This is a genomic window from Anaeroglomus insulsum, from assembly GCF_050689095.1.
Lineage (GTDB): Bacteria > Planctomycetota > Phycisphaerae > Sedimentisphaerales > Anaerohalosphaeraceae > Anaeroglomus > Anaeroglomus insulsum.
Map to the genome: position 1 here is coordinate 86,796 of NZ_JBOGCL010000008.1, position 17,196 is coordinate 103,991.

16 protein-coding genes are annotated in these 17,196 nt (G+C 52.5%); 14 read left to right on the forward strand and 2 right to left on the reverse strand.

Annotation, left to right across the window (positions count from 1 at the left end):
- The first annotated feature begins 22 nt into the window (after positions 1-22).
- The 11 genes from flgI to ACQ9LF_RS08625 all read left to right on the forward strand — a co-directional run bounded on the left by flgI (position 23) and on the right by ACQ9LF_RS08625 (position 12,219).
- On the forward strand, positions 23-1,135 hold the full coding sequence (flgI, locus tag ACQ9LF_RS08575; protein WP_462488977.1) for a flagellar basal body P-ring protein FlgI: 1,113 nt from the start codon (positions 23-25) through the stop codon (positions 1,133-1,135).
- 12 nt (positions 1,136-1,147) lie between these two features.
- Positions 1,148-1,519 (forward strand): hypothetical protein, encoded by a 372-nt coding sequence (locus ACQ9LF_RS08580; protein WP_462488978.1) that lies wholly within the window; start codon positions 1,148-1,150, stop codon positions 1,517-1,519.
- On the forward strand, positions 1,516-2,037 hold the full coding sequence (locus tag ACQ9LF_RS08585) for a hypothetical protein (RefSeq protein ID WP_462488979.1): 522 nt from the start codon (positions 1,516-1,518) through the stop codon (positions 2,035-2,037). The genes ACQ9LF_RS08580 and ACQ9LF_RS08585 overlap by 4 nt, the downstream gene beginning before the upstream one ends.
- Positions 2,038-2,045: 8 nt before the next feature.
- The gene (gene flgK, locus ACQ9LF_RS08590) at positions 2,046-4,073 is read left to right on the forward strand and encodes a flagellar hook-associated protein FlgK (protein ID WP_462488980.1); all 2,028 of its coding nucleotides are present in this window, start codon (positions 2,046-2,048) and stop codon (positions 4,071-4,073) included.
- A gap of 19 nt (positions 4,074-4,092) precedes the next feature.
- Positions 4,093-5,280, forward strand: coding sequence for a flagellar hook-associated protein FlgL (flgL, locus tag ACQ9LF_RS08595; protein ID WP_462488981.1), 1,188 nt, complete (start codon positions 4,093-4,095; stop codon positions 5,278-5,280).
- A 58-nt stretch (positions 5,281-5,338) separates the two neighbouring features.
- On the forward strand, positions 5,339-6,784 hold the full coding sequence (locus ACQ9LF_RS08600; protein ID WP_462488982.1) for a glycosyltransferase family 4 protein: 1,446 nt from the start codon (positions 5,339-5,341) through the stop codon (positions 6,782-6,784).
- 248 nt (positions 6,785-7,032) lie between these two features.
- The gene (locus tag ACQ9LF_RS08605; protein WP_462488983.1) at positions 7,033-8,772 is read left to right on the forward strand and encodes a tetratricopeptide repeat protein; all 1,740 of its coding nucleotides are present in this window, start codon (positions 7,033-7,035) and stop codon (positions 8,770-8,772) included.
- Between the two features lie 8 nt (positions 8,773-8,780).
- The gene (locus ACQ9LF_RS08610; protein ID WP_462488984.1) at positions 8,781-9,593 is read left to right on the forward strand and encodes a glycosyltransferase family protein; all 813 of its coding nucleotides are present in this window, start codon (positions 8,781-8,783) and stop codon (positions 9,591-9,593) included.
- On the forward strand, positions 9,590-11,269 hold the full coding sequence (locus ACQ9LF_RS08615) for a glycosyltransferase (protein ID WP_462488985.1): 1,680 nt from the start codon (positions 9,590-9,592) through the stop codon (positions 11,267-11,269). The genes ACQ9LF_RS08610 and ACQ9LF_RS08615 overlap by 4 nt, the downstream gene beginning before the upstream one ends.
- Positions 11,260-11,877 (forward strand): tetratricopeptide repeat protein, encoded by a 618-nt coding sequence (locus ACQ9LF_RS08620; RefSeq protein WP_462488986.1) that lies wholly within the window; start codon positions 11,260-11,262, stop codon positions 11,875-11,877. The genes ACQ9LF_RS08615 and ACQ9LF_RS08620 overlap by 10 nt, the downstream gene beginning before the upstream one ends.
- 18 nt (positions 11,878-11,895) lie before the next feature.
- On the forward strand, positions 11,896-12,219 hold the full coding sequence (locus tag ACQ9LF_RS08625) for a hypothetical protein (RefSeq protein ID WP_462488987.1): 324 nt from the start codon (positions 11,896-11,898) through the stop codon (positions 12,217-12,219).
- A 45-nt stretch (positions 12,220-12,264) separates the two neighbouring features.
- Here ACQ9LF_RS08625 and ACQ9LF_RS08630 read toward each other — a convergent pair whose 3' ends face one another.
- Both ACQ9LF_RS08630 and ACQ9LF_RS08635 read right to left on the reverse strand, forming a co-directional pair.
- Positions 12,265-13,236 (reverse strand): spermidine synthase, encoded by a 972-nt coding sequence (locus ACQ9LF_RS08630; RefSeq protein WP_462488988.1) that lies wholly within the window; start codon positions 13,234-13,236, stop codon positions 12,265-12,267.
- Positions 13,233-13,916, reverse strand: a complete 684-nt coding sequence (locus tag ACQ9LF_RS08635; protein WP_462488989.1) for a fused MFS/spermidine synthase — start codon at positions 13,914-13,916, stop codon at positions 13,233-13,235. Before ACQ9LF_RS08635 ends, ACQ9LF_RS08630 begins: the two co-directional genes overlap by 4 nt.
- A 196-nt stretch (positions 13,917-14,112) precedes the next feature.
- Between ACQ9LF_RS08635 and ACQ9LF_RS08640 the strand changes: the two genes are divergently transcribed.
- The 3 genes from ACQ9LF_RS08640 to ACQ9LF_RS08650 all read left to right on the forward strand — a co-directional run bounded on the left by ACQ9LF_RS08640 (position 14,113) and on the right by ACQ9LF_RS08650 (position 17,112).
- Positions 14,113-14,277: a hypothetical protein gene (locus ACQ9LF_RS08640; RefSeq protein ID WP_462488990.1), complete on the forward strand. Its 165-nt coding sequence runs from the start codon at positions 14,113-14,115 to the stop codon at positions 14,275-14,277.
- Positions 14,278-14,411: 134 nt separating this feature from the next.
- The gene (locus ACQ9LF_RS08645; protein ID WP_462488991.1) at positions 14,412-16,616 is read left to right on the forward strand and encodes a hypothetical protein; all 2,205 of its coding nucleotides are present in this window, start codon (positions 14,412-14,414) and stop codon (positions 16,614-16,616) included.
- A 289-nt stretch (positions 16,617-16,905) separates the two neighbouring features.
- On the forward strand, positions 16,906-17,112 hold the full coding sequence (locus ACQ9LF_RS08650) for a hypothetical protein (RefSeq protein WP_462488992.1): 207 nt from the start codon (positions 16,906-16,908) through the stop codon (positions 17,110-17,112).
- Positions 17,113-17,196: the final 84 nt, after the last annotated feature.

Sequence of the window (17,196 nt, forward strand, 5' to 3'; positions counted from 1 at the left end):
CAGGACTGCACGAGAGGATTTTATGAGAACGATGACACGATTACTGCTGCTGGCAGCAGGTCTTCTGTCCGGTGCTCAGGCGGCCCGGATCGGGGATATTTGTGACGTTCAGGGCGTTCGCGGCAACCCGCTGATGGGTACCGGGCTGGTGGTGGGACTGAACGGGACCGGTGACAGTGCGCTTCCCAGTGCTCAGCTTCTGGCCAGCCTGCTCAGACGTGAGGGGGATACAACCTTTACGCCGGCATTGCTGCGTTCGTCAAACATCGCACTGGTTATGGTGACCGCAGAACTGGGGCCCTGGGATCGGGAGGGAGGACTGATTGATATTACGATTTCCTCGCTGGGTGATGCCAAGAGTCTTCAGGGAGGAATGCTGCTGGCGACAGAACTAAAAGGGCTTGATGGAGAAATTTATGCTGTGGCACGCGTGGCTTCGATTTCGACATCGTCCTGGACGGTGGAAGGTAAAACCGGGACCAAGGCGTCGAAAAATCATCCCACGGTCGGACGGATTCCCGGCGGGGCCATTGTGGAACGCTCTGAACTGTCTGAATTGGTACAGGTTGTCGGCGGCAAGCGCAGCATCGTGTTAAGTCTTCGGCAGGCGAATTTCACAACCGCTGAACGCATTCGAAAGGCAATCTCGGACAAATATCCGGGTATGGCAATTGCCGAAGATCCAGGGACGGTCCGCATTTTCGTTCCGGATCAGGTGGCAGTGGGGCAGGAAATCACGTTTTTGGATGGGATTGTGCAAACGGATGTGGAAGTCGATGTGCCTGCGGTTGTGATCATCAATGAACGCACCGGTACCATCGTTGTCGGCGGTAACGTAACGATCAAGGAGGCAGCAGTCGCCCAGGGCAGTCTGGTGGTGAAAGTCAAAGAGCAGAAAAATGTCTCACAGCCGACCACGCCGTTTACCGAGGGCGCTTCCACGGCGGTTGTGGACGAGACCTCACTGGCGATTGAAGAAAAAGAGGGGGCCCTGATCTCCCTGCCCAAAACCGTGACCGTTGAGGAATTGGCGCAGGCTTTAAATTCCATCGGGGCCTCACCGCGTGATCTGATAGCCATTTTTGATGCCCTCAAGCGGGCCGGGGCGCTGCAGGCCAGACTGGAAATGATGTAAGAAAGGCTTACGATGACTGATATAGTTGCTCTATCCAATTCCAGCCGGCTGTCTGAGCTTGGCGATCTGGTGAAGGTTTCTCGGCCGGCATCACCGGATCCTGCTGCACAAAAGCTTCAGGAGGTTGCCAAAAAATTTGAGGGTGTGCTTTTGCATCAGATGTTCAAGCAGGCCCAGCAGAATATTGAACAAATGGATACGGATGAGGATGAAGAAGCCGAAGACGGCGGCGGTGAGCAGATTCAGAGCCTGTACTGGTCGCAGATGAGCGACCTGGTCAGTGAGCAGGGAGGAGTGGGATTATGGAAATCGATTTATCAGCAGATTGCGCAGCAGGCACATCTGCCCGCTGATCCAGCAGCGGGACTGAATGAGGGTGTATGACTGATACCCAGCAATACAATCTGACTCAAGTGACCGAGGAGCTGATGGCCTTTCTGGACGAACGTGCCGAATCGATTCGTCGGACGCTGGATCAGTTGAATCAGCTTCGTGCCGCGGTGATTCGCCGGGATGAGCCGGCATTACGGCAAATGCAGGATGTTTTGCCGCTTGCGGCTGCACAGCGACAACAGGCGGATGACCGCCAGCGGCAGATTTGCCAGGCATTTTCCCTGATTCTGCAATGCCGTCCGGATGAGGTGAACCTGACGCGTGTCGGACAGTATCTCGATTCGGAACACAGGGCGGCCCTGCGCAGCAAGCAGCGTCTGCTTCGGGATTTGATGAATCGCCTGGCCCTCGAACAGGCAGCCACCGAACAGCTTTTACGGGAGTGCGAACGCCTGAATCGTATGATTCTGGAAGGGATTATCGGCAAGCGAAATCAGACCCTGACCTATACGCCATATGGCCAGGCCCGGCGTGAAGTCCATCAGCCGATTCTTAGTATGCGAATGTAGGGGATACCATGGCTGGATATGAAATAGGAATCAGCGGGATACGGACAGCTCAGCGAGCGCTGGATATTATCGGCAACAATATTGCCAATGCCGCTACAGAAGGCTATCATCGTCAGGATATCGATCTGCGTCCGGCGGATGCGTCTTATACCGGCGGTTTCCTTCTGGGGCAGGGGGTGGAATTTGCCGGCATTATTCGCAGAATCAATACCCTGATTGAAGACCAGATTCTCGTGCAGGATGCGTCCATGTCGTCGCTGAACCGTCAAATGGAATCGCTGCGCAGTATTGAAAGTGCCATGGCAGAATTGTCTACGCCGGGCATTAGTACGGCCATGGACAATTTTTATAATGCATTTTATGACCTGTCGCTGCGACCTAATGATATTACCTTGCAAAGCTCGGTTGTCTCGGCAGCACAGACTCTGACCAATCAGTTCCGAAATGTCGCCGCTGTGGTGAATAATCTCAAGGACAGTACCTATACCGAGGCCAAATCCACGGTTCGGGGAATCAATGAGCTGTCCGCCCAGATTGCGACGATGAACAGGATTATTTATACCCAGCAGGTTCGCGGTTTTGATGCCAGCAATATGATGGATCAGCGCGACAAACTCGTGATTGAACTCAACCGGCTGGCGGGTGTGGAAGTAGTCAAAAAAGAGTATGGACAGGTGGATGTGATTCTATCGGATATTCCCCTGGTCGTGGGGTCGAATACAACCCCGATTGAGGTGAATCTCCAGCAGGAAGGCGACCATTATGATATGGTCATTTCCATCAGCGGTACCGAACAGGTTCAGGATACAGTCACCGGCGGCAGTCTCGGTGGATTATTTACGCTGCACAATTCCCTGTTAAGTGATATTTTGGATCAGTTAAACACGTTGGCACAGACCATCATTTCGGAAACCAATAAGATTCACGTTCAGGGCGTGGGATCCGAAGGGTCTTTCACCAGTCTGACCGGCTGGACCATGGGACAGTCCAGCGTCTCGGAATTCACGCCACCGGTCAGTGCCGGGACCATTTATGTTCGGGTCATCGCTCCCGACGGCACTGTGACACGGCATGCGGTTGCGGTCACGGCCAGCAGCACCTTGCAGTCGGTTGCCGACGATCTTGCCTTGATTCCCGGCCTGCAAGACAATACCGGTGTCAATAGCGGCAGACTTCAAATTGTTGCCAATGAAGGGTATCAGTTTGATTTTCTGCCGGGCGTTACCGCAGAACCGTCAAGCTACAGCCCCAGTCCGCTGGCCGGAGCAGGGCCCGCTGCCAACCAGGCGGCTCCGTCAATTCAGGTATCCGGCCTTTATACCGGCTCGGTCAATCAGATCTATACCTGCACCGTCAACACCAGTCCGCCGGGCCAGACCTGTGCAATAGGTACCGGCGTGATGGACCTGGTTGTTCAGGACGGTTCCGGGTCCACGATTGCCTCGCTGAATATCGGGCAGGGGTATCAGGGCGGAACCGAAATTCTGCTCGAAAACGGCATCAAAGTCAGTCTCAGTGCAAATGGTGTCAGTCCCGGCTATCTGAATGATGGTGATCAGTTTACAATCAATGCATTGGCCAATTCCGATACGTCCGGCTTTCTTGCGGCGGTGGGACTGAATTGCTTTTTTGCCGGCAATGATGCCTCCACCATTGCCCTGACCGATGATATTGTCCGTTCGCCCGGCCAAATCGCGGTTTCCCGCAGTGTGGAACAAAGTGATAATGCCAACGCAGCGGCGATTGCCCGGCTGGGAGATACCGCCTTGTCGGAACTGGGAGGATACTCCACCAAAGAATATTATCGTAACCTGACGGTCAGCGTTGGCAACTCGATTTCATTTACCCAGATGCAGTATGACAATGCACAGGGAATTAAAAAGAGCCTTGAATCGCAGCGCGATGAAGTCAGCGGCGTGGATATTAACGATCAGGCGATGCAGATGATGATTTATGAACGCATGTTTCAGGCGATGTCCAAATATCTGAATACCATTTCGGATTCCCTCAAGACCCTGATTACGATTATTTCGTGATACTCTACAGGAACAAAAGATGAGCTATTCACTGGATGCAATTTATAAAAGTTCAAGCTGGGCAATCAATTATCATTCATCAAAACTGGCCCAGCTCCAGGAAAGGGCCGGCACAGGGCAGGATGTCAACCGGGTTTCAGATAATCCCAATCTGACCAACCAGATTCTCGGACTTTTGAGTGACAACCGCACCAAAACGCAGTACATCAAAAGTCTCGATGAAGTAACCAGCGTGCTGGAGTTGAGCTCCTCGGTGCTGCAGAGCATGAGCAGCGAACTGGCCAGTGCAAGAGAATCGCTGACGTCAATTATGTCCGGCACAACCGGCGATCAGCTGCGTCAAACCCTCGCAGCGGATTTGAACAATGCTCTGGAGCAGCTGGTTTCATTGGCCAATACACAGCGCCTGGGGCAAAGTCTTTTTGCTGGTGCCAGGGATTCGGTGCTACCTTATACGGTGGAGCGAAATGCTTCCGGCCAGATTACGCGTGTGATCTATCAGGGAAGCAATCAGGAAAAGAAAGTGACCGTCGCCAATGGGGTTGAAATGTCGGCGGTATTGGTAGGCTCAACACTATTCTCTCCTGACGATCGGCAGACTCCTGTGTTTTACGGGCAAACCGGTATCCAGGCGGGAACCGGAACCAGTACCGCCCGCGGAGATATCTATCTTCAGGTGCAGGGCAGTGCCGGCAACTGGCAGTTGTCCATTGACGGTGGACAAAGCTGGGTCAATGCGGTCGGAACCGAGACCAACCTGCCGGTTGTCAACTCTCAAACAGGTGAAGTGCTGTATTTAAATACCACCACCTTATCCCAGGCCGGCACAGAGCCTGTCCGTATGGCGGGCACTTATGATATTTTTAATTGCCTGATCAGTGCCCGCGATCTGCTCAAAAATGTGGAGAACATCCCGGAAGCCCAGTTGAAGGAAATGCTCAATGATGTGATCAATGAAATGCAGGTGGTCGAACAGAAACTGGCCCGGTCATTTCCTATTGTCGGAGGACGGGTGCAAACCCTGACTGCTCTGAGAGACAGTATCGAAGAAATGAAGCTCAATACCCAGGAAGATATCAGCCGCATGCAGGACTCCGATATTTCACAGATTGCTATTGATCTGGCACGGTATGAGGTGCTCTACCAGATGTCGCTGAAGGTGGCATCCAAGATGTTTTCCATGTCCTTTCTGGATTTTATGGAATAGCCGGGAGACGATACCTATCGATATGATTTCGCAAGCCCATGAAGCAGGATCCGTATCCATGAATTCCCCGTCATTACACAATTCGGGTTCTCCCCTGATTCGTCAGGCGGGTCGGCTTATTGCCGAAGGCCGCACGGAAGAAACGCTCCGAATGATTCAGCATTTTACCCAGACGCATCCTGCTTCCGGCACTATCTGGCGGGATGCGGGAGTGTTGCTGGCGGCGATGAACCGATACGAGGAAGCCTTGCAGCATTTTCAACGGGCCAGACAGTTTCCGGATTGTCCCCGTCAGATTCCACTGGATATGGCCCGCACCTGGCTGATTCTGGGGCATCCTGAATGTGCGGTACAGATGCTGGAACCGCTGGCAGCCGAAGGCCTTTTGGAAGAGTCGCTGGTTGAACAAATCGTCTCCGGATTCAACCAGCAGCAAAACTGGGCTTCTTCCATGGACGCGGTGACCCGGGCCGCAAGGCGATTACCCACCAGCGAACTGGTGGCTAAACTGCAAAGTCAGATTCGACAACGCCGAGCCAAAATCGCTTTTTTCTGCGGCGCTGATGGAGATACTTTTCTCCGGGAGATTCTGGACTATGCCCGACAACGCTATCAGGTCCGTGTTTTTGATGGTACCGATACCAGGCAGATGTACGAATTGATGCAGTGGAGTGATATCTCCTGGTTTGAATGGTGTACCAATCTGGCTCAGCTGGGCTCTGCAATGCCTAAGGTATGCCGGAATGTGATTCGGCTGCATCGCTATGAAGCCTATCTGTCAATTCCCCGCCAGATTCAGTGGCAGAATGTGGATTTATTAATTACGGTGGGCAATAGTTTTGTCCTCAAGGCCCTGCAAAAATGGGTGCCTGATATTCAACAGCGTGTGGCAATTGCAACTATTCCCAATGGTGTTAATCTGGATAAGGTTGCCTTTACGCCTCGGCGTCCTGGGAAAAATATCGCATTTGTGGCGTCTCTGCGTATGGTCAAAAATCCGATGCTCCTGCTACAGTGCATGGCGCGTCTGCGTCAGATAGACCCGGCCTACAAGTTGTTCATTGCCGGCGAGAAATCCGACCTGCTGATGGAACAGTATGTCGATTATCAGATCGACCAGCTTGGCTTACGAGACCACATCATCTTTGACGGCTGGCAAAACGATATCCGTTCCTGGCTGGCCGACAAGCATTTCCTGGCGGTCACAAGCTGCATCGAGAGCCAGGGCATGGGCTGCCTGGAAGCGATGGCCTGCGGAATCCGTCCGGTCATCCATAATTTCCCCGGTGCTTGCGAAATCTATGGCCAACGCTATCTGTTTAATACCCCGGAGGAATTTTGCCGGCACATCGTGTCTGCTGACTATGATTCGCTGGAGTATCGGGAGTATGTGGAGCAACGATATCCGCTGTCGCGTCAACTTGCCCAAATTAACGAGGTTTTTGCCGCCTTTGAAGCCAATCCATTTCGTTCTTCCCCATCAACGGCTGTTTCTGAAAATTGAAACGGTTTGTATCGACGTTTTTCCACCAAAAAACCGTCTCTGATTCCCCTGACGTAAAAAGATGTATCCTCGGTGAGTATTGCGGAAAAATTATCCTGTTTGATATTTATACAAACGGCTCATCGAGGACATAAAAAGCGTTTTAAATGCATCAAAAACACGGCTTCTGTCTTTCGGCACATCATTTGCACTCAATTTTTGCGACATTGTCTGTCATTGGTAAACTGGACTGAAAAATGGAGATCATTATGAGTCAAACTAAATCGCCGATGTATCAGCAAGCGTTGTCGTTGGCTGAAGCGGGACAGCATGAACAGGCATTACGACTGATTCGGTCGTATTTGCAAGCCAACCCCAACGACCCGGAGGCTCTCAACGACGCGGGAACGATTCTATTCTGTATGAATCGTGGTCAGGAGGCGATTGAACTGCTGGAAAAGGCTCGTGCTTGTGCTCAGGGAGATATCTTGAGTCAGGTTCTGTGGAATCTGTGCGAGACATATCTTCAGGAAGGACATCCCGCCGAAGCGGCAGCTCTTTTCGATACCATGGAGCAGCATGGCGTTCTGAATGTCGATGTTCTGAATCGGACGGCGAATGTCTTTTTAAATCGTGATGCGCTGGGCGGAGCCATGGAATGTCTGCTGCGGTCATTGCGTCAGGCTCCGGAGCAGGAAATTCTGCATCCCATGTTCGAGATTATTCGTTCCAAGCGTCCGGTCGTTGCTGTAACGGCGGATGCCGACAGCCCGGCTGTCCGTCAGATTTATGAACATCTGAATCTTCGTTTCCGAACCCACTTGACTGTCGCAGACCCAAGACAATTGGCACAGAGCAATGCCACTTTGTTTGTCATCGTTGGTGCTGGCCAGATGCTGCAACAGCTCTCCATGAACAAACCCGCAGGTCGGGTAATTGCCATTTTGTCGGCTCAGGATATCTACAACCCGATTCTCAAATCAATTAGCTGGAACACCATCGATCAGGTGATGGTCTGTGGAACCACCGAACAGGCCGACATGCTGACCGAACAGATACCCGATATCCACAAAAAGACTCACATTCAAATGACCGATGAGCCGCTGGATATTCAGGATTGGACCTTTGTCCAGCGCAGCCGGGGTAAACGTATTGCTGCGGTCGGACCATTTAATGCCTGTAATAACCCGATGTTCCTGATTCAGTGTATGCAGAAACTGAATTATCTCGATCGAGATTATCGTCTGTATCTGGCCGGCGAATTTCAGGATAAAGCGATCGAACGCTATTGCCGCAATGCTGTCTGGCGGATGAATCTGGAAGGCGTGGTCTTCTTTGATGGGCCCGTGTCCAATCTGCAAAGCTGGTTGCGTGACAAACACTATTTTGCTCATGGCTCCATCAGTCCGGCCGGGATGCATAATGTTTGGGCGGCTATGGCCTGCGGTCTCAAGCCGGTGGTGCATGGATTTGCCAGTGTCGAAGAGTGGATGGATCCGCGATATGTATTTATGATTGCTGAGGAATTCTGTGCGATAACACAAAGCGCCGACTACCAGTCTGGCCAGTATCGTCACTGGATTGAAACCCGTTATTCGCAGGGCAATTTCTATAAAGCCCTCAATACAGCCTTATCCAAATTGGAACGTCAGATTCAGTTGTCCCGTGCAATGAGTCAGCCGCGGGAATCATGTCATACTCCTGCTGCTGCCGGGATGCCACCGGCCCCGGTGACTCCGCGGCCTTATACGCAGGCTCCTGCGATGCCGATACAGCCGCCGAAGGTGCCGGCCCAGCCGCAGCCGATATGGACTCCGCCGGCAGCTCCTGCAATGCCAGCGGTTCCGCAGTCACTTGTAACAGAAACGCCGCAGGCGGATCGCCGCAGCATCAATGATATCGCTGAAAATGCCCTCAAAGCATCTCAGCGGCTTCGCGAAATGCTCAACGAAGCACAGGACCAAGCCAATTCTTCGCAGGAGAACTGTTCGGTCCCTTTTGTCCGATAAACGCGACAATGGAGTCCGCTGATCCAACACCAGCGGATGGCCGGCCGTCTGCCCGCGAAGAAATCAACGGTCCGGTGCTTGTCGTGGTTGAGGGCGATATTATCGAAGCCGTGTGTGCAGAGCCGGTCCTGCGGGCTCTTGCGCAAAAGTACGGCCCGCAATGCTGTTTGACCGTCTGCCATGAACATGCGGATTTATATACGGGCCATCCGGATATCGCCTCGGTTGCTTATGACGAACTTGAAGTCACAGCAGGGCAATACCAGAAAATCGTCCGCCTCGAACCTCCCTGCGGCCCAATGAGTATCCGCCAGCGGGTCTCCGCACTGGCTGAGCAAGTGGCTGTCCAGGTCCCGGACGACCAGCCGCGGATACACCTGACGGGGTTTGATACGCTTCGCACCCAGCGTTTTGGAATTGGTTCCATTCCGCGGCCGCGTCTGGCACTGGCCCTGGAGCCGATGCCGACCGAACAGCGGCTTGAACAATGGAACCGGCTTTGTCAGGCCATCGATCAGCAGCTTCATGGCGGCTTTGTTCTGCTGGCTGAACGGCGGATTGAATGCAGTACAGGCAAGAATCTGACCGGCAAGCTGATGGCTCGTGAAGCGGCCTCCGTGTTAAGCCAGTGCGATATGCTGATCACAACTGAAAAAGGCTATGCCGCCATGGCCGCCGCGGTGCATATTCCTGTGATTCTCATTGATGAAAGTAATCGGAGTAATTCCCATAACGAATTTACAGGGATTGTAACCGCAGCCGAACTATCCCCCGAGGTCATCCAGTCCGTCATAATGTCCATGGATTTTAAATTGCAATGACTGCCGAGAAAAAGACATTTGAGCGTCTGAGTGGTCCCGGCCGCGGCCCCCTGGTGACAGTGCTGATCAGCACCTATAATCGGCCTGCATATCTGGCTGAGGCTCTGGACAGTATCTTTCGGCAAACCTGGCCCCATTTTGAAATTATCCTGACCCGCGACGGCGGATTGCCCGTCCGGCAGGTAGTCAGCAAGTACAATGATTCGCGTCTGATATTTATCGACCGGGACCAGAATCGCGGTCTGCCGTACTCGTTTAATGAAGCCCTGGCTCGGGCCAGGGGCGACTATATCTGCTACCTGGGGGACGACGATAAATTCTTCCCACATCACATAGAAACGCTGCTCAAAGCGATTTTGCAAAATCCTGATTACGGTGTGGTCTATGGCGATTTATACAAGGCACATTGCCGCGTCTTGCCGGACGGACGCAGGCGGGTGCTGGCCAAAAATGTCGAAATCAGCCGCGATTTTGACCGGATGCTGATGTTCCAGTTCAACCATGCCCTGCATGTCAGTCTGATGCATCGGCGTGACTTGCTGGACCAGGCCGGCCGGTATAACGAATCACTCAACGTTCTGATTGACTGGGATTTGACCCGTCGTTTATGTTTTTTTACCGATTTCCTGCATGTGCCGATTGTGACAGGGGAGTATTATGCCCCTGTCGGCGATTGTGACCGGATTTCCGTCCAGCGGCGGAAAAATGTCAACGATTATATTCGTAACCTGCTGACCATTCGCACGACCCGACCGCCCAAACCCTGGCCCTGCGTGGAAGATTCCGCGATCGTGGTGCTGGCGTCCCGCCTGGATGGAGCACTGGAACAGATGCTTCGCGATATCTGGTCGCACAGTTTCTATCCCTATCGGCTGTTTGTCCCTCTTACGCCCCCGGAGCGCCAGCGATTTCAGTCCTGTGTGCCGAATCTGGTCGTGGTGGATGTCCGTCCCGAAGACACCCTGGCGATCCGGCTCCAGAAAATGCTTCGGCAGGTGGATGCGGAATGGACGGTCTTTTTGCCGGCAGGAATTACCATTCCGCCGGACGAAGCGATGTATATCGAACGTTCGCTGTATCCATTGCTATGCGGGCATCAGACCCATCTGGCCTGTCAGATTGTCGAATCCGATGACACGCATTTTGGTGCGGCAATTTATACTGAGACTTTACGTAAAGCCATCGCACGCCATCCAGCCCTCGACCCGCTGCAGGCTCTTAAGGCTGCGGGGATTCCGATTCGCAAACCCGAATTCAAGGAATACCCCTTCCAATTTGATAATTTGCTCAGCGGGGCAGAAATGTGTCAGCTGGATGGCCAGTGGACCCGTGCCGCCCGCGTCTATGATTATATGGCCCAACATCACGGCAACACTATCTGGATGCGTACTCGTCAGGCCAACGCGCTGCTTCAGGCCGGCCACTATGTCCAAGCCGCCCGTATCATTGCTGAAATTAACCAAATTCGACCCACGGTGGCATCCCTGATGATTCAGGCCCGCGCCGAAAAGAAAAGTAACCGTCCTGATATTGCTGTTGGCCTGTACCGTCAGGCCGTGAGCATTCTGGAGGGACGATCAACAGGATACCTGCCCGCTGCGGCGGATCTCCTGATACCGAAAACCCAATCGAATACTTCTTCTGTGCAACCTGTGGAGACTTGTGTATGGACTTAACCCGTCAGACCGCCGTTCCCGACCACGGCTGGACGCAGCATTATGATATCATCCAGGAGATGGGCGACTGTTACGCGACCGTTGGCGATTATCTTCAGGCCCAGGATTGCTACGAGCGTGCCGCGATGCTGGCACCCGACGAGGCTGGGCCTTATCTGGGTACCGGGGTTATTGCTCTGCAGCAGGGCAAGCTGGCCGATGCCGAAATCGCTTTTCGCGTCGCACTTCGTCTGGATGCTCGATGCAGTAAGGCCCTGGCAGGGCTGGCGATGATTGCCCAGCAGCAAAAAAACTGGCAAACGGCGTTTGATTTGTATCTGAAAAGTCTTGAATTGGATAGTGACAATCTGACGGCATTGCTGGGGCTGTTTCAGGTCTCTTGCCAAATGGGTTCGTTTAGTCGTGTGATTGACTATCTCAATACCTATCTGACTCTTCACCCTGCCGATACCGCGGTGATGTTCTGTCTGGCAACATTATATCTGAAGGAAAAACAGCCCGATAAGGCACGAGGGATATTAAAAGACATACTGGCTCTGGAACCCAACAATGCCGATGCCAAAAACCTGCTGGAAGAGGCGGAAAACCGTATTCCGATTCCGGCCTGATGAAAGGATAAAATACACATGAACGTAAACACAGAATCCTCAACCGATTATGCAGCGATGGCAGATTTTCTCGAAAATCTCCTGATGCGGCAGGCCGACAAGCTTCGTAACTATGACCTCGATGGCGCCAGTGCCATTGCCGAACAGTCCGCCCCAATTGCCGAAGAACTGACCCGACACAAGATCCTGAGTCGTCCGGAATTCGCCGAACGCAAACGCCGTCTTGAGCAGATGTATAAGGATATCTGCCTGATTATCTCTGACCAGCGGCAGGAAGTCTCCGATAAACTTGCCCAGATTCGCCAGGGTATCCAGGCCCTCAGTGGTTATAAAGGTAAATAGTCACGAAAGTTTGTCTGTTTTGGGTAGGCTGTAATCGAAAATCGGTTATCGCTCTGAGCCGGAAGATTTTTCGGAGCGAGTTTCCTGCTCCCGCAGCCAGTTCACCGGTGCCAGGTCGTCAGTAAGCGTCCGGGCCTTCGGGTCCGGAACCGCCTCCGGGTCCAGCCAGCTTGCCACCTCCACCAGGTCAAATGACAAATCCAGCGTCTGCTGAATCTGTTCGGCCCTGTCCATCGCCTCTTCAACGGTTAAAATCTCGCATTTTGTCCCCGGCGATACCAGCATCGCATTGCCCGACAAATCCCCGAAAAACACCTGACATCGCTGGAATACGTCCAGAAACGTCTTGAATTCGGCATCAAACAACTGGTTGGTTGAGAAGACATTGGCTACTACTACCCCATCCTCATCCAGCACTCCGCTGACCTCTTTTAGAAATTCTCTGGTCATCAGGTGAAACGGGATATAATCCCCATTAAATGCATCCAGAATTATAATATCATATTTCGGCACAGGTTTGCGACGGAGCTGTTTTTTAATAAACATCCGCCCATCATCCACATATACCTTGAGTTTGTCATCCGTTTTGAACCCCATATACTTGGATGCAATCGGCGGTATATCCGGATCGATTTCCGCCACATCAATCTCCAGGTCCGGGAAATAATACCGCATCTCCCGCGGAATCACGCCGCCTCCCAGCCCCAGCACCAGCATTCGTTTCGGTTGAGGATTATACAGCAGCCCGCAGAACATCATCTTCGAATACTCCAGCAGGTGCTCCCTGAGATTCTCCAGATCCACCTGGCTCTGGATATGCAGTCCTGCCCGTTTACCGAACCGCAGCGTTACCACAGAACCATCCTGATATACAAAGATGCTGTTATAGAGCGAGTTTTTCTCATGAATCACCCGGCCCATCGAGTACAGTGTTCCCTGGCAGACCGACCCCGCCGGCCATAGCCACACCAGACCTATTATCCCCGCCAGAACCTTATATCGCAGTGATTGTGTCATTGCGGTTGTCCTTTCTGTTGTCTTGTCCGGCCCCAGATCATCACTCCGGTCAGTACGATTACCCCTAGCCCGCTGAGCATCATCCCCGAAATGCATAAAGTTGCTCGCAGCGAATACAGCACCAGGTAAAACGCCGTTACCACACACCCGGCAAAGCTGGCCATCGTTGACGTCGCCATCACCAGCCCCGCATTAAATCCTGATTGACTGGCTTGCCGGGTCAGCCAGTGCATCACTGTTGGCGACACTGTACCCAGCAGGATTGTTGGCACCCCAAACAGCACCAGCGACGCCAGCAGTGATCCCCATTTTTCGTCCATCCCCAGATCGAATATGGCATTGCACACCGGCTCTGTAAAAAAGGGAATCCCGCACTGCCATCCTCCAACTACGACCATTACCGCTGCCAGCAGGCTCCATGCTTCAATCTTGCCACTCAGCCAGCCGCCCAGCAGATAGCCGATAGACAGACTCAGCAGGAATACCCCGATTACGCTGCCGGTAATGACATAGACTGCGCTGCCGAAATACGGTACCAGAACCCGTACCCCCAGGATTTCCAGCTCCATCATAAACCACCCGCACGCGCATGCGATAAACACCATTGCCGCTGCTGCAAACCGCCGCCGCGGTCCCGCCGGTTCTACCGACGCATCGGTTGTCGAATCATGGTTCGTCACAGAACGTTACCTCGCAAGCCATAGAATCGTATCGTCGGACAAACTGTCCGAACTGCCGGTATTATACCTCAATGCCTGAGAAAATAAACCGCAATACGCCCGATTTTTTCCTTTGATTACGGGGCTGTCAACGACAATCGTAGTGCCATAAGCCTCTACCGCAGCTCACCAGCTCCTGACGGAACAGGAGGTGGTGATGATTACTGCTGTGCTTTTCCTTTCACGCGTACGGTCTGGCCAGCGTGATAAATCCGGACCGCAAAGCAGGGTGGAGATTCTTAACCCAATGCATTTCGGTTCAAGTGAAAATGGGCTGGTCAATAAACAATCGAAAATGGATTTTCATCCAAGAGGCCTGTAATCCTGGAACCCGCTATTTCGTCTTAATGCGAAGACCGCCTGTCCGAGCAGAGTTGAAGACATATTGGGTAGGATATCTGGTGTTGTGCGGTCGTCAGTTTCAGTTGACAGTGCAGACAGAAAGGAATGTGTGTTATGAACCGAGTAATGGTATTTTCGGGTTTGGCTTTAATCCTTACAGGGTCCTGTCTTTGTCAGGGCCAGGGCGTCCGGCTGGTGACGGATCGCAGCCTCGAATTGACCGGTTTTCAGGACGCCGGGCCATATAATCCCTATTGTGACTTCCGCAATGATTTTGCGATGGTCTATGGGGCCGATAATCCCAAACTTCCTGAATTCATCCAGTCCTGGGCGGACAAAGGATATGTCCCCCAGCTGATGACGGGAATTGCCTGGGGGGCCTATGCGGATTTCAGAGATCTCAATGGCAACGATATCATGTCGCTGAGCCAGATGGAGGCCAACGGTTCATTAAAACTGCATGGTCACCGCACCCCCTATATCGTTCCCTCTATAGAATTTGCTGATTACATGTCCGAAAAGCTCAAGACGATGATTGACGCCGGAGTGGTGGCAATTCATCTGGAAGAGCCGGAATTCTGGGCTTATACAGGCTTTTCGGAGGCTTTTCAGCGGGAATGGCAGATTTATTACAACACACCCTTTGTCCGTCCGGATACGTCGGTGGATGCCCAGTATAAAGCCAGCCAGTTGAAGTATTATCTCTTTGGCCGGACGCTTCGCCGCGTGGCCGAGGCGTGCAAGGAATATGCCCTGCGGAAATACAACCGAAACGTCAGAATCTATGTACCCACGCATAGCCTGATTAACTATACACAATGGGGTATTGTCTCGCCGCAATCCTCACTTATCGATTCGGATGTGATAGACGGCTGTATCGCCCAAATCTGGACGGGAACTTCACGCACACCCAATGTCTATCAGGGGCGTCGTGCGGAACGCACCTTTGAGACCGCATTTCTGGAATATGGCGTGATGCAGGAACTGGTTCGCAATACCAGCCGCCGGATGTGGTTTCTGCACGACCCGATTGAAGATAATCCCCGCTACGACTGGAACGATTATCAGAGGAATTACAAGGCCACCCTCATCGCCTCGCTGCTGCATCCGCATGTGTGGCATTATGAAATCTGCCCCTGGCCGCCGCGGGTTTTTCGGGGCAAATATCCCGCCGGCGCGGCCGATGCGATTCCCATCCCCGCCGACTACGCCACAATTCTGTGTACGGTCTTTAACCAGCTCCGCGATATGAATCAGCCGGATAGCCAGTGGGTCAGCAGCACTCACGGTATTGGTGTCCTGATTGCTGACTCGGGTATGTTCCAGCGAGCCGAACCTGCGTTTCGACTGGCCGAAGAAAAGGGCAGCGACCCGACCAAAGCCCTCCGGTCGGACATCCACGACTTTTCGGGCTTTTACGGTCTGACCCTGCCGTTGCTCAAACATGGTATCCCCGTCCAGCCTGTGCAATTGGATAACACGGCCCGATTTGCCAACTATCTGGATGGCTACCAGGTTCTCGTGCTCAGTTATGAGTTTATCAAACCCCAGACCCCTGCAGTCAATCAGGCTCTGGCCGAATGGACTGCCAAAGGGGGGGCACTGATTTATGTCGGAGCCGATACCGATCCGTTTAATACGGTCTCGGAATGGTGGAATTCCGGCAAAAATAAATATGCTGCGCCCTCTCAGCATTTAATGGAGCTGCTGGGCTTAAATCGTACTGTCGCCGATGGAAAATACACCTTTGGCAAAGGGCACGTTTTCGTCGCCCGCAAACATCCTGCGTACTATACGCGTTCAAGGGCTGCCGCAGATGAATATCGCAGTGTGGTCAAACAGGCTGCCGAGGCGGTCGGTCTGAACTACATTGAAAACAACTTCCTGCAGCTGAACCGCGGACCTTATGTTATTGCGGCCTGTCTGGAGGATTCGATATCGGATAAGCCGCTTGAATTGAAAGGCCTGTTTGTTGATATCTTCAATGCTCAATTGCCAATTTATGAAACGGTCAGTCTCAAGCCCGGCCAATGTGCCTGGCTGCTGGACCTGAATAAAATTTCATCCGGCAAGGCGGAACCGGTGGCCTCTGCGGCTCGCATCGAGACATGGAAAGACAGGGATAATGGTGTCGAATTGACCCTCACCAGCCCCAAAGCGGTAAATATCGTGTCCAGACTCCGTTTGCCCGCACAGCCGACCAAAATGACCATCGATGGCAAAGAATTTGACAATTACACCTGGGATCAAACAAGCAAAACCTTATTTTTTAAATCGCCCGCGATTGAGGATGTTCAGAATATCAGCATTACCTGGTAAAGCATAGTCAATTATTCACCCAAAACAGAGGCTCTTTTATAGTAGAATTCAGAGGATTGAATCAACGCGAGGGTGTGGAATTGGAATGGTACGTGCGTTTCCTCCGCAACAAGATTTTGGGATTTCTATGGCAAACTTTGAACTGCTTTCGTCGTATCAAAGGGTATCGGAACGCGTAATACCCCAAGGGTATGATGTGTCCCTGAGCAAAACAAGCATTGGGTTGAGGTTGCAGTACTGAATCGCAACAAATCGGGACAGTTTTATATTAGAACAGGGAGGTAAGACGATGCATGAACTCCATTTACCTCATTTTCACAGACCCGATTGGCATGCTGTGGAAAAGCGTTTTGAGCAAGTGATCCATGCCCCATGGTTCTGGCCCACCATTGTGTTGTTGGCGATGATTCTGGTGTTGGTTGTACTGAGCATTCTGGCCGGCGGGGGTACGGCACAGGTATCACCTCTACCTATACGCTATCCATTTATGCCATAACGTACAAACCTTAGTCAGGCTAAGGCTTGCCTGAGGGAGTAGGTGCCTTTTTGTAAACAGGAGACATAACGATGAAGCAATTCG

Excerpts from the sequence above, each read along its gene's own strand:
- flgI (WP_462488977.1), top strand. The coding sequence starts at position 23 with ATGAGAACGATGACACGATTACTGCTGCTGGCAGCAGGTCTTCTGTCC.
- ACQ9LF_RS08580 (WP_462488978.1), top strand. The coding sequence starts at position 1,148 with ATGACTGATATAGTTGCTCTATCCAATTCCAGCCGGCTGTCTGAGCTT.
- ACQ9LF_RS08585 (WP_462488979.1), top strand. The coding sequence starts at position 1,516 with ATGACTGATACCCAGCAATACAATCTGACTCAAGTGACCGAGGAGCTG.
- flgK (WP_462488980.1), top strand. The coding sequence starts at position 2,046 with ATGGCTGGATATGAAATAGGAATCAGCGGGATACGGACAGCTCAGCGA.
- flgL (WP_462488981.1), top strand. The coding sequence starts at position 4,093 with ATGAGCTATTCACTGGATGCAATTTATAAAAGTTCAAGCTGGGCAATC.
- ACQ9LF_RS08600 (WP_462488982.1), top strand. The coding sequence starts at position 5,339 with ATGAATTCCCCGTCATTACACAATTCGGGTTCTCCCCTGATTCGTCAG.
- ACQ9LF_RS08605 (WP_462488983.1), top strand. The coding sequence starts at position 7,033 with ATGAGTCAAACTAAATCGCCGATGTATCAGCAAGCGTTGTCGTTGGCT.
- ACQ9LF_RS08610 (WP_462488984.1), top strand. The coding sequence starts at position 8,781 with ATGGAGTCCGCTGATCCAACACCAGCGGATGGCCGGCCGTCTGCCCGC.
- ACQ9LF_RS08615 (WP_462488985.1), top strand. The coding sequence starts at position 9,590 with ATGACTGCCGAGAAAAAGACATTTGAGCGTCTGAGTGGTCCCGGCCGC.
- ACQ9LF_RS08620 (WP_462488986.1), top strand. The coding sequence starts at position 11,260 with ATGGACTTAACCCGTCAGACCGCCGTTCCCGACCACGGCTGGACGCAG.
- ACQ9LF_RS08625 (WP_462488987.1), top strand. The coding sequence starts at position 11,896 with ATGAACGTAAACACAGAATCCTCAACCGATTATGCAGCGATGGCAGAT.
- ACQ9LF_RS08630 (WP_462488988.1), bottom strand. The coding sequence starts at position 13,236 with ATGACACAATCACTGCGATATAAGGTTCTGGCGGGGATAATAGGTCTG.
- ACQ9LF_RS08640 (WP_462488990.1), top strand. The coding sequence starts at position 14,113 with ATGATTACTGCTGTGCTTTTCCTTTCACGCGTACGGTCTGGCCAGCGT.
- ACQ9LF_RS08645 (WP_462488991.1), top strand. The coding sequence starts at position 14,412 with ATGAACCGAGTAATGGTATTTTCGGGTTTGGCTTTAATCCTTACAGGG.
- ACQ9LF_RS08650 (WP_462488992.1), top strand. The coding sequence starts at position 16,906 with ATGCATGAACTCCATTTACCTCATTTTCACAGACCCGATTGGCATGCT.